The sequence below is a fragment of the Phyllobacterium myrsinacearum genome (genome assembly GCF_014138285.1).
Lineage (GTDB): Bacteria > Pseudomonadota > Alphaproteobacteria > Rhizobiales > Rhizobiaceae > Phyllobacterium > Phyllobacterium myrsinacearum_A.
This window is the reverse complement of sequence record NZ_JACGXN010000013.1, coordinates 117057-130325: the sequence shown is the minus strand read 5'-3', so window position 1 is coordinate 130325 and position 13269 is coordinate 117057. Positions and strand designations below refer to the sequence as shown.

The window sequence follows — 13269 nt, the reverse complement described above, 5'->3', positions numbered from 1 at the left end:
CCCGGCGACAACATCTCGGTTGATGTGACGCTGATCGTCCCGATCGCAATGGAAGAGAAGCTCCGCTTCGCTATCCGTGAAGGTGGCCGCACCGTCGGTGCTGGCATCGTCGCTTCGATCATTGAATAATATTAAGGTTTTATGCAGAGGCGCCTGTTATAGGCGTCTCCGCTAAACAAGGAAAAGATGAAATGAACGGTCAAAACATCCGCATTCGCCTCAAGGCGTTTGATCATCGGATCCTTGACGATTCGACGCGGGAAATCGTGTCGACTGCCAAGCGTACCGGTGCCAATGTGCGCGGACCGATCCCGCTTCCTACACGGATCGAGAAGTTCACAGTAAACCGCTCGCCGCACATCGACAAGAAGAGCCGCGAACAGTTCGAGATGCGCACACATAAGCGTCTTCTCGATATCGTAGACCCAACCCCGCAGACAGTAGACGCGCTGATGAAGCTCGATCTTTCCGCTGGTGTTGATGTCGAGATCAAGCTGTAAGGCTTGAGGACGGAAGGACGAACCGATGCGTTCAGGTGTAATTGCACAGAAGCTGGGCATGACTCGCGTCTACAATGACGCAGGCGAGCATGTACCAGTGACAGTTCTTCGTATGGAGAATTGCCATGTCGTGGCTCAGCGTACAGTCGAGAAGAATGGCTACACAGCTGTTCAGCTCGGTGTTGGACTGGCCAAAGTAAAGAATACAACGCAGGCATTGCGCGGTCATTTCGCGAAGGCCTCTGTTGAGCCAAAGGCGAAAGTGGCTGAGTTCCGCGTTTCTGCCGACAACCTTCTGGATGTCGGTGTTGAGATCACGGCCGAGCATTTCGTTGCTGGTCAGAAGGTTGATGTGACGGGAACATCGATCGGTAAAGGTTTTGCCGGTTCGATGAAGCGCCACAACTTCGGTGGTCACCGCGCCACACACGGTAACTCGGTAACACACCGCGCTCACGGTTCGACCGGTCAGCGTCAGGATCCGGGCAAAGTGTTCAAGGGCAAGAAGATGGCCGGTCACATGGGTCAGACCCGTGTGACGACCCAGAACATCGAAGTTGTTTCGACGGATCTGGATCGTGGTCTCATTCTCGTTCGTGGTGCTGTTCCTGGCTCCAAGGGTGCATGGATACTGGTGCGTGATGCCGTCAAGGTAGCGCTGCCGGCAACTGCCCCCAAGCCAGCTGGTGTTCGCCAGGCCGCAAACACCGTAGCAGCTGTGTCTGATGCAGAAGTAGCTCAGACGACTGAGGGAGCCGAATAATGGATCTCACAATTACAACACTTGAAGGCAAGGACGCCGGCAAGGTCAAGCTCTCGGAAGAGATCTTCGGTCTTGAGCCACGCGACGACATCCTTCAGCGCATGGTCCGTTACCAGCTCGCTCGCAAGCAGCAGGGAACGCACAAGGCAAAGGGTCGTTCGGAAATCGCACGCACCGGCGCCAAGATGTACAAGCAGAAGGGTACGGGCCGCGCCCGTCACCATTCGGCACGTGCTCCGCAGTTCCGCGGCGGTGGTAAGGCTCATGGTCCGGTTGTTCACAGCCATGATCATGACCTGCCTAAGAAGGTTCGCGCTCTTGCGCTCCGTCATGCCCTGTCTGCCAAGGTAAAGGCTTCCGAACTCATCATCATCGATGAGCTGGCCGCTACCGACGCAAAGACAAAGGTACTTGTTTCGCAGTTCGCCAAGCTGGGCTTCGAAAATGCGCTTCTCATCGGCGGTGCCGAGATTGATGCGAATTTCCGTCGCGCTGCTTCGAACATCCCGAACATCGATGTTCTGCCAATTCAGGGCATCAATGTTTATGACATCCTGCGTCGCGGCAAGCTTGTGCTTTCCAAGGCTGCAGTTGAAGCTCTCGAGGAGCGTTTCAAATGACCGATCTTCGCCATTACGACGTGATCGTCAGCCCGGTTATCACCGAAAAGTCGACCCTGGTTTCTGAACATAACCAGGTCGTCTTCAACGTGGCTCGCAAGGCAACGAAGCCGGAAATCAAGGCCGCAGTCGAAGCGCTGTTTCGCGTGAAGGTAACTGCAGTCAATACAGCTGTGCGCAAAGGCAAGGTGAAGCGGTTCCGCGGCATCGTCGGGCGCCAGAGTGATGTCAAGAAAGCAGTCGTGACGCTTGCCGAAGGGCAGTCGATCGATGTTTCGACTGGTCTCTGAGGGGCCGTGGAGTAAAGACAATGGCACTCAAACATTATAATCCAACCACACCAAGCCAGCGTCAGCTGGTCATTGTGGACCGTTCGGAGCTCTACAAGGGCAAGCCTGTAAAGGCGCTGACCGAAGGTCTTCATTCAAAGGGTGGTCGTAACAACACCGGTCGCGTCACTGCACGCTATCAGGGTGGTGGTCACAAGCGCACATACCGCTTTGTAGATTTCAAGCGCCGCAAGCATGACGTGGCTGCCAAGGTTGAACGCCTTGAATACGATCCGAACCGGACCGCATTCATTGCACTCATCCGCTACGAAGACGGTGAGCTGAGCTACATCCTGGCTCCTCAGCGTTTGGCCGTTGGCGACAGCGTTATCGCTGGCGCACAGACAGACGTGAAGCCAGGCAATGCGATGCCATTGTCGTCGATCCCGGTTGGCACCATCATCCACAACGTGGAGATGAAGCCAGGCAAGGGCGGTCAGATCGCTCGCTCCGCCGGCACCTATGCGCAGCTCGTTGGCCGCGACCAGGGTATGGCAATCCTTCGCCTGAATTCAGGTGAACAGCGCCTCGTCCACGGTTCGTGCTTTGCTACGGTCGGTGCAGTATCCAATCCGGACCATGGCAATATCAGCCTTGGTAAGGCAGGCCGCAGTCGTTGGCTTGGCAAGCGTCCGCACGTTCGCGGTGTTGCCATGAACCCGGTTGATCACCCGCACGGTGGTGGTGAAGGTCGTACGTCAGGTGGTCGTCATCCTGTTTCTCCGTGGGGCAAGCCTACGAAGGGCAAGAAGACGCGCTCCAACAAGTCGACGGACAAGTTCATCGCTCGTTCGCGTCATCAGCGCAAGAAGTAAGAGAGGTAGTCTGAAATGGCTCGTTCAGTTTGGAAAGGCCCGTTCATCGATGGCTATCTTCTCAAGAAGGCTGAGAAGGTACGTGAGGGCGGTCGCAGTGAAGTTATCAAGATCTGGAGCCGGCGCTCCACGATCCTGCCACAGTTCGTCGGTCTGACCTTCGGTGTGTATAACGGTAACAAGCATGTGCCGGTTTCGGTCAACGAAGAGATGATCGGACACAAGTTTGGTGAGTTCGCTCCGACGCGTACCTATTACGGTCATGGCGCGGATAAGAAAGCGAAGAGGAAATAAAGATGGGCAAGGCTAAGGCTCCGCGCCAGCTTAAGGACAACGAGGCGAAAGCCGTTGCCCGTACGCTCCGTATCAGCCCTCAGAAGCTGAATCTGGTGGCTGCTTTGATCCGTGGCAAGAAGGTTAACGCCGCTCTTGCCGATCTGGAATTTTCGCGTAAGCGGATTGCAGGAACGGTGAAAAAGACTCTCGAATCAGCTATCGCCAATGCAGAAAACAACCATGACCTGGATGTTGATGCTCTGGTTGTTGCTGAAGCCTACGTTGGCAAGTCAATCGTGATGAAGCGTTTCCACGTTCGTGGTCGCGGTCGTGCAAGCCGGATCGAGAAGCCATTCTCGCATCTGACGATCGTTGTCCGCGAAGCTGAGGAAAAAGGGGAGGCCGCATAATGGGCCAGAAGATTAATCCGGTTGGCTTCCGCCTTGGCATCAACCGGACCTGGGACTCGCGTTGGTACGCGAACACAGGTGAATACGGCAAGCTGCTGCATGAAGACCTGAAGATCCGCAAGTATCTGATGGAAGAGCTGAAGCAGGCCGCCATTTCCAAGGTTGTGATCGAACGTCCGCACAAGAAGTGCCGCGTGACGATCCATGCTGCACGTCCAGGTCTGATCATCGGCAAGAAGGGCGCCGATATCGAGAAGTTGCGCCGCAAGCTGTCAGAAATGACGAATGCAGACACAACACTCAATATCGTTGAAGTCCGCAAGCCGGAAACAGATGCAGTCCTGGTTGCGCAGTCTATCGCTCAGCAGCTGGAACGCCGTGTTGCATTCCGCCGTGCCATGAAGCGTGCCGTTCAGTCGGCCATGCGTCTTGGTGCAGAAGGCATTCGTATCAATTGTTCGGGTCGTCTCGGCGGCGCGGAAATTGCGCGTATGGAATGGTACCGTGAAGGCCGTGTGCCTTTGCATACACTTCGTGCCGATATCGATTACGGAACTGCTGAAGCACACACCGCCTACGGCATCTGTGGCGTCAAGGTCTGGGTATTCAAGGGCGAGATCCTTGAGCATGACCCAATGGCCTCTGAACGTCGCGCTGTTGAAGGTGATGGTCATCAGGGTCAGAACCGTCGCCGCGAAAACGCTTAAAATAGCGTCTTTCCGGAAAGAGAATTTTGGAGTAGAGAACAATGCTGCAGCCTAAGCGCACAAAGTTCCGCAAGCAGTTCAAGGGCCGTATCCACGGCGCGTCGAAAGGCGGCACGGATCTTAATTTTGGTGCTTTCGGCCTGAAGGCCCTCGAGCCGAACCGCGTTACCGCGCGTGAGATCGAGGCCGCTCGCCGTGCAATTACCCGTCACATGAAGCGTGCCGGCCGTGTGTGGATCCGGATTTTCCCGGATGTGCCAGTAACATCGAAGCCTACCGAAGTCCGCATGGGTAAAGGTAAGGGTTCGGTGGACTACTGGGCTTCTCGTGTAGCACCAGGCCGCGTCATGTTTGAGCTCGACGGCGTTTCGGAAGAAGTGGCTCGTGAGGCTCTTCGCCTCGGAGCGGCAAAACTTTCGGTCAAGACGCGCTTTATTCAGCGCATCGCAGAATAAGGGGTGGATGTTATGAAATCCGCAGAAGTTCGGGCTTTGAGCCTCGATCAGTTGAATGAAGAGTTGGCTACGCTGAAGAAAGAGCAGTTCAACCTGCGCTTCCAGAAGGCGACTGGCCAGTTGGAGAAAACCGCACGTGTCCGGCAGATTCGCCGTGATATCGCGCGCATCAAGACAGTCGCCCGCCAGAAAGCGGTCGTAAGCAAGGCTTAAGGAAAAAACCATGCCTAAACGCATTCTGCAGGGCGTTGTCGTCAGCGACAAAAACGACAAGACCGTCGTGGTCAAGGTCGAGCGGCGCTATTCGCACCCGCTACTCCAGAAGACTGTTCGCCAGTCCAAGAAGTACAAGGCGCACGACGAGAATAACCAGTTCAAGGTTGGCGATGCCGTTTCCATCCAGGAATCGAAGCCAATCTCGAAAGACAAGCGTTGGGTTGTCGTAACTGACGCCCCAGCAAGTTAATATTAATATCTGTATGTAAGTACGCAACAATCGCGAGGGGCAAGGAAAGCCCAGTCCGGTTGAACAAGAAGAAGGCGGCTAGTCATGATTCAGATGCAAACAAACCTCGACGTCGCGGATAATTCCGGCGCCCGTCGTGTCATGTGCATCAAGGTGCTGGGCGGTTCGAAGCGGAAATATGCTTCGGTCGGCGACATTATTGTCGTTTCGATCAAGGAAGCAATTCCGCGCGGCCGTGTAAAAAAGGGTGACGTGATGAAGGCTGTGGTTGTTCGTACAGCCAAAGACATCCGTCGCGCAGATGGTAGCGTTATTCGTTTCGACAAGAACGCAGCTGTCCTGATCGACAACAAGAAAGAGCCTATCGGCACGCGTATCTTCGGACCGGTTCCGCGCGAACTTCGCGCAAAGAACCACATGAAGATCATCTCGCTGGCTCCAGAAGTACTCTAAAGGAGCAGACGATGCAGAAAATCCGTAAAGGCGACCGCGTTGTCGTTCTTGCTGGTAAGGACAAGGGTCGTACCGGCGAAGTAATCAAAGTTTTGCCGAAGGACGAGCAGGCGCTCGTTCGCGGCGTTAATCTTGTCAAGCGTCACCAGAAGCAGACACAGACCCAGGAAGCCGGCATCATTTCGAAAGAAGCGCCGCTCCATCTGTCAAACCTCGCTGTCGCCGATCCCAAGGATGGCAAGCCGACCCGCGTTGGCTTCAAAGTCCTTGAAAATGGCGACAAGGTACGTGTAGCAAAGCGTTCAGGAGATCTGATCGATGGCTAATCCAGCTGCAAAGATCGAACCGCGCTTGAAGAAGCAGTACCTTGAAGTGGTACGCAAAGATCTTCTCGAGCAGTTCAAATATGACAACGAGATGCAGATTCCCCGCATCACCAAAGTTGTTCTCAACATGGGCGTTGGTGAAGCTACGGCTGATTCCAAGAAGCCAACTGTCGCAGCTGAAGATCTGGCATTGATTGCTGGTCAGAAGCCGGTTATTACCCGGGCGCGTAATTCAATCGCTACCTTCAAGGTACGTGAGAATATGCCGATCGGCACGAAGGTTACCCTTCGTAAAGAACGTATGTACGAATTTCTGGATCGCCTGATCACGATCGCGCTACCGCGCGTTCGAGATTTCCGCGGTCTGAACCCAAAGAGCTTTGATGGTCGTGGCAATTTTGCCATGGGTATCAAGGAACACATTGTGTTCCCGGAAATCAACTACGATAAGGTTGATCAGATCTGGGGCATGGACATCATCGTTTGCACGACTGCGAAGACGGACGACGAAGCACGCGCTCTTTTGCGCGCCTTCAACTTCCCCTTCCGCCAGTAACGGCAAGCGTAGCGAGGTATTTGAAATGGCAAAGACTAGCGCAGTCGAAAAGAACAAGCGCCGTGGTTTGCTCGTCAAGCAGTATGCTGCAAAGCGTGCGCGTTTGAAGGCAGTCGTGATGAATCAGTCGCTTCCTCTGGATGAGCGCTTCCGCGCAACCATCCAGCTGGCAGAACTGCCACGCAATTCCACCAAGGTTCGTATTCGCAATCGTTGTGAAATATCGGGTCGTCCGCGCGGTTATTACCGCAAACTGAAAATGTCGCGTATCGCATTGCGCCAGCTGGGTTCGCTCGGCCAGGTGCCTGGCATCGTGAAGTCGAGCTGGTAAGGGAGAAGACAGATGTCTATGACAGATCCTCTCGGCGATATGCTGACACGTATCCGTAACGCAATCATGCGCAAGAAGGGCAAGGTTTCTACGCCTGCCTCCAAGCTGCGCGCACGCGTTCTGGATGTTCTTCAGTCCGAAGGTTATATCCGCGGATACAGCCAGGTTGATTTTGAAAACGGCAAGTCCGAGATCGAAATCGAACTGAAGTATTTTGAGAATGTACCAGTAATCCGTGAGATTACCCGTATTTCGAAGCCTGGCCGTCGCGTTTACGTTTCGGTCAAGTCGATCCCGCAGGTTGCAAACGGTCTTGGTATTTCGATCCTGTCGACGCCGAAAGGCGTGATGGCAGACCACGAGGCACGTGAACAGAATGTCGGCGGCGAATTGCTCTGCCGTATATTCTAACCGCTGCTTGAAAAGGTTTGAAAAATGTCTCGTATCGGTAAAAAACCAGTGGCAGTCCCGCAGGGTGTAACAGCCAGCGTTGACGGCCAGACCGTTAAGGCCAAGGGCCCTAAAGGTGAACTGAGCTTCGTCGCCAATGACGAAGTTCTGGTCAAGTTCGAAGATAACGCCGTTCGCGTTGATCCGCGTGACAGCAGCAAGACCGCACGGTCAAAGTGGGGCATGAGCCGCACGATGATCGTCAACATCTTCACAGGTGTTAAGGACGGTTTTGAAAAGCGTCTCGAGATCAATGGTGTTGGTTATCGTGCGGCTATGCAGGGCAAGAATGTCCAGCTGTCGCTCGGTTTCAGCCACGAAGTGGTCTACCAGGTACCGGAAGGTATTACAGTTGCAGTGCCGAAGCCGACGGAAATCGTCATTACTGGCATCGACAAGCAGCAGGTTGGTCAGGTTGCCGCTGAGATCCGCGAATACCGTGGTCCAGAACCCTACAAGGGCAAGGGCGTGAAATATGCGGGCGAGAAGATCGTTCGTAAAGAAGGTAAGAAGAAGTAAGGAATTCGTGTCATGGCATCGCCGAAAGAAATCATTCAGCGTCGCGCTTCGCGTGTTCGCCGCCAGCTCAAGGCGGTTGCCGGTGACCGTCCGCGGCTCAGCGTCCACCGTTCTTCGAAGAATATCTATGCGCAGGTCATCGACGATGCGCGTGGACATACAATTGCATCCGCATCCACTCTCGAAGCTGACCTCAAGGGCAAGCTGAAGACTGGTGCAGATTCGGATGCTGCTGCCCTGATCGGCAAGCTCGTTGCAGAGCGCGCCGTCAAGGCTGGCATCAAGGAAGTTGTCTTTGATCGTGGTGCCTACATTTACCACGGCCGTGTAAAGGCACTTGCAGAAGCTGCCCGCGAAGCTGGTCTTAGTTTCTAAGATCGCCTTCTAAGGCAAAACTATCGAAGTCCGGGACTACAAGGGCTTGTCTCTTGTAAGCCGGACTTCGCAGTGCATATCGCCGAAAATCAACTTTGAGTTTTGGAATAGTATATGCGCTTCTAACTTGTTACCGCGCTCTATGTGGATCCAATCAGAGACACGGCGCAGTAATTTTATTCGTGCTACCGGAAAAGAAAAAGGAATTAGGAGCATGGCACAGGAAAAGAGAGGCCGCGACGATCGTGGTGGCCGCAACGAAGAGCGCGATAGCGAATTCGTTGACAAGCTTGTTCACATCAACCGCGTCGCCAAGGTCGTCAAGGGCGGCCGGCGTTTTGGTTTTGCTGCTCTCGTCGTTGTCGGCGATCAGAAAGGCCGCGTTGGTTTTGGTCATGGCAAGGCACGTGAAGTACCGGAAGCTATCCGTAAGGCAACAGAAGCTGCCAAGCGCGAAATGATTTTCGTACCACTGCGTTCGGGCCGTACCCTTCATCACGATGTTCATGGCCGTCATGGCGCCGGTAAGGTTCTGCTTCGTGCAGCAACTGCTGGTACTGGTATCATTGCCGGTGGTCCAATGCGCGCTGTCTTCGAGACGCTTGGCGTCCAGGACGTCGTTGCCAAGTCGCTCGGCTCGTCGAACCCATACAACATGGTTCGTGCGACATTCGATGCCTTGAAGCACCAGATGCACCCCAAGGACATCGCTGCCCAGCGCGGTATCAAGTACTCCACACTGCAGGCTCGTCGCCGCGACGTGGTCGGTTCGGAAGAATAGGCCAGAAGCTGGCGCAGCAGGGCAGGGATCTTGATCCCGCTAGCTGTAGACTAAAGGATATAAGTCATGGTTGAGAAGAAGAAGGGTAAGACGGTTACGGTCGAACAGATCGGTAGCCCTATCCGCCGTCCGGCAGAGCAGCGCGCAACGCTGATCGGCCTGGGCCTCAATAAGATGCATCGTCGCCGGGTTCTGGAAGATACACCTTCCGTGCGTGGTATGATTGCGAAAGTTCAGCATCTCGTCCGCGTTGTGGACGAGGCTTAAGAACTCCGGAGATTGATCAAATGAAACTCAATGATCTGAGTGAAAACCCAGGCGCCACCAAAGCTCGCAAGCGCGTTGGCCGTGGTATCGGTTCCGGTTCCGGCAAGACTGCTGGTCGCGGTGTGAAGGGTCAGAAGTCCCGTTCCGGCGTTGCCATCAATGGCTTCGAAGGCGGACAGATGCCAGTTTACCGTCGCTTGCCAAAGCGCGGTTTCACCAACATCTTCATGAAGAATTTCAATGAAGTATCTGTTGGCCGTATCCAGACTGCTATCGATGCCAAGAAGCTCGATGCCAAAGTTGCGATCACGATTGAAACCCTGAAGGCCGCCGGCATTATCCGCCGCGCTAAAGACGGTGTTCGTCTGCTTTCCGGTGGCGAGATCACAACTGCAGTAACAGTCGAAGTTGCCGGCGCCTCCAAGGCCGCGATCGAAAAGATCGAAAAGGCTGGCGGTTCCGTCAAGCTTCCTGCTGTTAAAGCAGCTGCAGAATAAATCTGCTTTAATAAGCGGCGGCCTTTCAGGTCGCCGCTTGTACTTTTTCGTCCCGCATCATATTTACCAAAAAACCCGTACCGATTCTTTGGCAAATATGATGGGTACTGAAGTGCTGGTGTGTCCACGAGGATACACGGCACAGTAACGGCACATATCTGGGTAGGACCGTCAATGCCTGACGGGCGCAGACCGGAGACTACTTATGGCATCAGCCGCTGAACAGCTCGCCTCTAATCTCAATTTCTCTGCTTTTTCGAAAGCCGAAGAGCTCAAAAAGCGTATTTGGTTTACGCTTGGCGCGTTGCTCGTCTACCGGCTCGGCACCTATATCCCGCTTCCGGGTATCAATCTTGCCGCATATGCCCAGGCCTTCAACCATCAGGCGCAGGGCATTCTCGGCATGTTCAACATGTTTGCCGGCGGTGCTGTAGCCCGTATGGCGATTTTCGCGCTCGGCATCATGCCTTACATTTCCGCGTCGATCATTGTTCAGCTGATGACATCGGTCATCCCGGCTCTCGAGCAGTTGAAGAAAGATGGCGAACAGGGCCGTAAGGTCATTAACCAGTACACGCGCTATGGAACAGTGCTTCTGGCGACCGTTCAGGCCTATGCGATCGCTGTTGGTCTTCAGGGCAGTCAGGGTATCGTGACCAATCCGGGACCATTCTTCCTGTTCTCGACCGTTATCACACTCGTCGGCGGCACCATGTTCCTGATGTGGCTGGGTGAACAGATCACTGCGCGCGGTATCGGTAACGGTATTTCGCTGATCATCTTCTCCGGCATTGTCGCAAACCTGCCGCAGGCCATTTCCGGCACACTCGAACTTGGCCGTACCGGTGCTTTGTCGACACCTGTTATCCTGGCGATCATTATTCTGACGATTGCCGTCATTGGTATCATCGTCTTTGTTGAACGCGCGCAGCGCCGCCTTCTGATCCAGTATCCGAAGCGCCAGGTCGGCAACCGCATGTTCCAGGGTGACACATCGCATCTGCCTTTGAAGCTCAATACGGCAGGCGTCATTCCTCCGATCTTCGCATCTTCGTTGCTGCTCCTGCCTGCAACCATTGCCGGCTTTGCACGCAACGAGAATCTTCCCGGCTGGGCCACGACAATTCTCTCTTCGCTTGGTCATGGTCAGCCGCTCTACATGGCTTCCTACGCTGCGATGATCGTGTTCTTCGCCTTCTTCTACACGGCGCTTGTCTTCAATCCGAAGGACACCGCCGACCAGTTGAAGAAGCATTCCGGCTTTATTCCCGGCATTCGCCCAGGCGAGCGCACAGCGGAATATATCGACTACGTTTTGACCCGCGTTACGGTGTTCGGCGCAGCCTATCTCGTATTGATCTGCATGCTGCCGGAGTTCCTGATTTCCTGGGCTGGCGTTCCTTTCTATCTCGGCGGTACATCGCTGCTGATTGTCGTGAGCGTTACGCTCGATACAGTTGCGCAGATTCAGGGTCACCTGATTGCGCATCAATATGAGGGGCTTATCAAGAAGTCTAAGCTCCGTGGAGGGAAGCGGAACAGATGAGATTAATACTTCTCGGACCACCGGGGGCAGGTAAGGGAACTCAGTCTCAGCGCTTGGTAGAAAAACTAGGGATACCGCAACTCTCCACCGGGGATATGTTGCGGGATGCGGTCAAAGCCGGAACCGATGTCGGTTTGCGCGCCAAGGCTGTCATGGATGCCGGCAAGCTGGTATCCGACGAAATCGTCAATGCGATCGTGTCCGAGCGCATTGACCAGCCCGATGCAGCCAATGGCTTTATTCTTGACGGGTATCCGCGGACTCTCGTTCAGGCAGATGCCGTGGAGGACATGCTGTCGGACAAGGGATTTGAGCTTGATTGTGTCATCGAGCTTGAGGTTGACGACAACGTGCTCGTCGAGCGAATCTCCGGACGATATACCTGCGCCAAGTGCGGCACCGGTTATCACGACACGAACAAGCAGCCCAAGGTACCGGGTGTGTGTGACAAATGTGGCTCGACGGAGTTCAAGCGGCGTCCCGATGACAATGCTGAAACTGTCCGCACGCGGCTTGAAGCATATTATAAACAGACTTCGCCCCTGATCGGCTATTACTATGCCAAAGGCAAGTTGAAGAAGGTTGATGGCATGGCGGACTTCGAAGAAGTCACAGCATCAATCGAAAAGATTTTGGCGGAACTTTAGATTCCGACAAAAATGTACGGAAGGAGTTGACTTTTCGGAGCGATTCCTTCAAAGACGGCGGAAATTCGCTTGGATATGAAGCGATCGGCGCCGATCCGGTAAAGCAGGTTCGGGGCTGATCGTTTGTGTTTGTCCCGGATATCATTTTCATCCCGTCATCTGGCCAGTCGCGTTGATTGCCCAGCTCTGCCGGTTAACAAGGAGAACAGACGTGGCTCGTATTGCTGGCGTCAACATCCCGACGAACAAGCGCGTTGTTATCGCGCTTCAGTACATTCATGGGATTGGTCAAAAGTTTGCACAGGAAATCGTCGCTAAAGTCGGCATTCCTGCGGAGCGTCGTGTCAATCAGTTGACCGATGCCGAAGTCTTGCAGATTCGTGAAACGATCGATCGTGATTACCACGTTGAGGGTGATCTGCGTCGTGAAGTTTCGATGAACATCAAGCGTCTGATGGATCTGGGCTGCTACCGCGGTCTGCGTCATCGTCGCTCCCTGCCGGTTCGCGGCCAGCGTACGCATACCAATGCGCGTACCCGTAAGGGTCCTGCCAAGGCAATCGCCGGCAAGAAGAAGTAAGATCATGCCGGCGCGGTTCGCTGCGCCGGTTCTGCTTATGCAGAATACTGTGCCGGTTTCGCACTTTAACTGAAACCATGGTGGAGCCTCTGGAAATACGGAGGCGTCGAGATCAACTGAAAGGACTGTTATGGCCAAGGAAGCCACACGCGTTCGCCGTCGCGAACGTAAAAATATTTCGTCGGGCGTTGCCCACGTTAATTCGACATTCAACAACACGATGATCACCATCACGGATGCGCAGGGCAATGCGATTGCCTGGTCGTCCGCGGGTGCGCAGGGCTTCAAGGGTTCACGTAAATCCACGCCTTTCGCTGCACAGATGGCTGCTGAAGATTGTGCCAAGAAGGCACAGGAACATGGCATGCGTTCGCTCGAAGTTGAAGTTTGCGGACCGGGCTCCGGCCGTGAATCGGCTCTGCGCGCACTCCAGGCTGCTGGTTTCACGATTACATCGATCCGCGATGTAACACCGATCCCGCACAATGGCTGCCGCCCGCGCAAGCGTCGCCGCGTCTAATCTGTTTCGACAAGATTTGGCCGTATGAGCTGATTTCAGCTCCTCTACGGTTTCCACGCTTCATTGCCACGATTGGATGG

25 protein-coding genes and 1 pseudogene are annotated in these 13269 nt (G+C 54.5%); all 26 read left to right on the top strand.

Going from position 1 to position 13269, the window contains the following annotated elements; translation table 11 throughout:
* Positions 1 to 129, top strand: a pseudogene (tuf, locus tag FHW16_RS24815) (elongation factor Tu); the annotation flags it as partial.
* Positions 130 to 191: 62 nt separating this feature from the next.
* Positions 192 to 500, top strand: coding sequence for a 30S ribosomal protein S10 (gene rpsJ / locus FHW16_RS24810; RefSeq protein ID WP_008124902.1), 309 nt, complete (start codon positions 192 to 194; stop codon positions 498 to 500).
* Positions 501 to 525: 25 nt separating this feature from the next.
* A complete protein-coding gene (gene rplC, locus FHW16_RS24805) occupies positions 526 to 1263 on the top strand; it encodes a 50S ribosomal protein L3 (RefSeq protein ID WP_182551952.1) in 738 nt (245 codons plus the stop codon).
* Positions 1263 to 1883 carry a 50S ribosomal protein L4 gene (gene rplD / locus FHW16_RS24800; RefSeq protein WP_182551951.1) on the top strand — a complete coding sequence of 207 codons (621 nt, stop codon included), beginning with the start codon at positions 1263 to 1265 and terminating at the stop codon, positions 1881 to 1883. Before rplC ends, rplD begins: the two co-directional genes overlap by 1 nt.
* A complete protein-coding gene (locus FHW16_RS24795) occupies positions 1880 to 2173 on the top strand; it encodes a 50S ribosomal protein L23 (protein ID WP_091877007.1) in 294 nt (97 codons plus the stop codon). Before rplD ends, FHW16_RS24795 begins: the two co-directional genes overlap by 4 nt.
* A gap of 20 nt (positions 2174 to 2193) precedes the next feature.
* Positions 2194 to 3027 carry a 50S ribosomal protein L2 gene (rplB, locus tag FHW16_RS24790; protein WP_091877005.1) on the top strand — a complete coding sequence of 278 codons (834 nt, stop codon included), beginning with the start codon at positions 2194 to 2196 and terminating at the stop codon, positions 3025 to 3027.
* A 15-nt stretch (positions 3028 to 3042) separates the two neighbouring features.
* Positions 3043 to 3321, top strand: coding sequence for a 30S ribosomal protein S19 (rpsS, locus tag FHW16_RS24785; RefSeq protein WP_008124912.1), 279 nt, complete (start codon positions 3043 to 3045; stop codon positions 3319 to 3321).
* Between the two features lie 2 nt (positions 3322 to 3323).
* The gene (gene rplV, locus FHW16_RS24780) at positions 3324 to 3713 is read left to right on the top strand and encodes a 50S ribosomal protein L22 (protein WP_008124914.1); all 390 of its coding nucleotides are present in this window, start codon (positions 3324 to 3326) and stop codon (positions 3711 to 3713) included.
* A complete protein-coding gene (rpsC, locus tag FHW16_RS24775) occupies positions 3713 to 4420 on the top strand; it encodes a 30S ribosomal protein S3 (protein WP_182551950.1) in 708 nt (235 codons plus the stop codon). The genes rplV and rpsC overlap by 1 nt, the downstream gene beginning before the upstream one ends.
* A gap of 41 nt (positions 4421 to 4461) precedes the next feature.
* A complete protein-coding gene (gene rplP / locus FHW16_RS24770; RefSeq protein WP_106663214.1) occupies positions 4462 to 4875 on the top strand; it encodes a 50S ribosomal protein L16 in 414 nt (137 codons plus the stop codon).
* Positions 4876 to 4887: 12 nt separating this feature from the next.
* Positions 4888 to 5088, top strand: a complete 201-nt coding sequence (gene rpmC / locus FHW16_RS24765; protein WP_182551949.1) for a 50S ribosomal protein L29 — start codon at positions 4888 to 4890, stop codon at positions 5086 to 5088.
* Positions 5089 to 5098: 10 nt separating this feature from the next.
* The gene (gene rpsQ, locus FHW16_RS24760) at positions 5099 to 5341 is read left to right on the top strand and encodes a 30S ribosomal protein S17 (protein WP_099999158.1); all 243 of its coding nucleotides are present in this window, start codon (positions 5099 to 5101) and stop codon (positions 5339 to 5341) included.
* A gap of 84 nt (positions 5342 to 5425) precedes the next feature.
* Entirely contained in the window at positions 5426 to 5794 is a 369-nt protein-coding gene (rplN, locus tag FHW16_RS24755) for a 50S ribosomal protein L14 (protein WP_068881785.1), read from the top strand.
* Between the two features lie 11 nt (positions 5795 to 5805).
* Positions 5806 to 6120, top strand: coding sequence for a 50S ribosomal protein L24 (gene rplX, locus FHW16_RS24750; RefSeq protein ID WP_182551948.1), 315 nt, complete (start codon positions 5806 to 5808; stop codon positions 6118 to 6120).
* Positions 6113 to 6676, top strand: a complete 564-nt coding sequence (gene rplE / locus FHW16_RS24745; RefSeq protein WP_112526652.1) for a 50S ribosomal protein L5 — start codon at positions 6113 to 6115, stop codon at positions 6674 to 6676. The genes rplX and rplE overlap by 8 nt, the downstream gene beginning before the upstream one ends.
* Positions 6677 to 6701: 25 nt before the next feature.
* On the top strand, positions 6702 to 7007 hold the full coding sequence (rpsN, locus tag FHW16_RS24740) for a 30S ribosomal protein S14 (RefSeq protein ID WP_182551947.1): 306 nt from the start codon (positions 6702 to 6704) through the stop codon (positions 7005 to 7007).
* A 12-nt stretch (positions 7008 to 7019) separates the two neighbouring features.
* Positions 7020 to 7418, top strand: a complete 399-nt coding sequence (rpsH, locus tag FHW16_RS24735; RefSeq protein WP_091876988.1) for a 30S ribosomal protein S8 — start codon at positions 7020 to 7022, stop codon at positions 7416 to 7418.
* Between the two features lie 24 nt (positions 7419 to 7442).
* Positions 7443 to 7976 (top strand): 50S ribosomal protein L6, encoded by a 534-nt coding sequence (gene rplF, locus FHW16_RS24730; RefSeq protein WP_182551946.1) that lies wholly within the window; start codon positions 7443 to 7445, stop codon positions 7974 to 7976.
* Between the two features lie 12 nt (positions 7977 to 7988).
* A complete protein-coding gene (gene rplR / locus FHW16_RS24725) occupies positions 7989 to 8351 on the top strand; it encodes a 50S ribosomal protein L18 (protein ID WP_182551945.1) in 363 nt (120 codons plus the stop codon).
* 214 nt (positions 8352 to 8565) lie between these two features.
* The gene (gene rpsE, locus FHW16_RS24720) at positions 8566 to 9132 is read left to right on the top strand and encodes a 30S ribosomal protein S5 (protein WP_008124939.1); all 567 of its coding nucleotides are present in this window, start codon (positions 8566 to 8568) and stop codon (positions 9130 to 9132) included.
* Positions 9133 to 9198: 66 nt separating this feature from the next.
* Positions 9199 to 9399, top strand: coding sequence for a 50S ribosomal protein L30 (gene rpmD, locus FHW16_RS24715; protein WP_105732697.1), 201 nt, complete (start codon positions 9199 to 9201; stop codon positions 9397 to 9399).
* A 20-nt stretch (positions 9400 to 9419) separates the two neighbouring features.
* The gene (gene rplO / locus FHW16_RS24710) at positions 9420 to 9896 is read left to right on the top strand and encodes a 50S ribosomal protein L15 (RefSeq protein WP_182551944.1); all 477 of its coding nucleotides are present in this window, start codon (positions 9420 to 9422) and stop codon (positions 9894 to 9896) included.
* Positions 9897 to 10101: 205 nt separating this feature from the next.
* The gene (gene secY, locus FHW16_RS24705) at positions 10102 to 11442 is read left to right on the top strand and encodes a preprotein translocase subunit SecY (RefSeq protein ID WP_182551943.1); all 1341 of its coding nucleotides are present in this window, start codon (positions 10102 to 10104) and stop codon (positions 11440 to 11442) included.
* On the top strand, positions 11439 to 12089 hold the full coding sequence (locus FHW16_RS24700; protein WP_182551942.1) for an adenylate kinase: 651 nt from the start codon (positions 11439 to 11441) through the stop codon (positions 12087 to 12089). Before secY ends, FHW16_RS24700 begins: the two co-directional genes overlap by 4 nt.
* A gap of 211 nt (positions 12090 to 12300) precedes the next feature.
* Positions 12301 to 12669 (top strand): 30S ribosomal protein S13, encoded by a 369-nt coding sequence (rpsM, locus tag FHW16_RS24695; RefSeq protein WP_091876975.1) that lies wholly within the window; start codon positions 12301 to 12303, stop codon positions 12667 to 12669.
* 130 nt (positions 12670 to 12799) lie between these two features.
* Positions 12800 to 13189 carry a 30S ribosomal protein S11 gene (gene rpsK / locus FHW16_RS24690; RefSeq protein ID WP_008124952.1) on the top strand — a complete coding sequence of 130 codons (390 nt, stop codon included), beginning with the start codon at positions 12800 to 12802 and terminating at the stop codon, positions 13187 to 13189.
* The last annotated feature ends 80 nt before the right edge of the window (positions 13190 to 13269 follow it).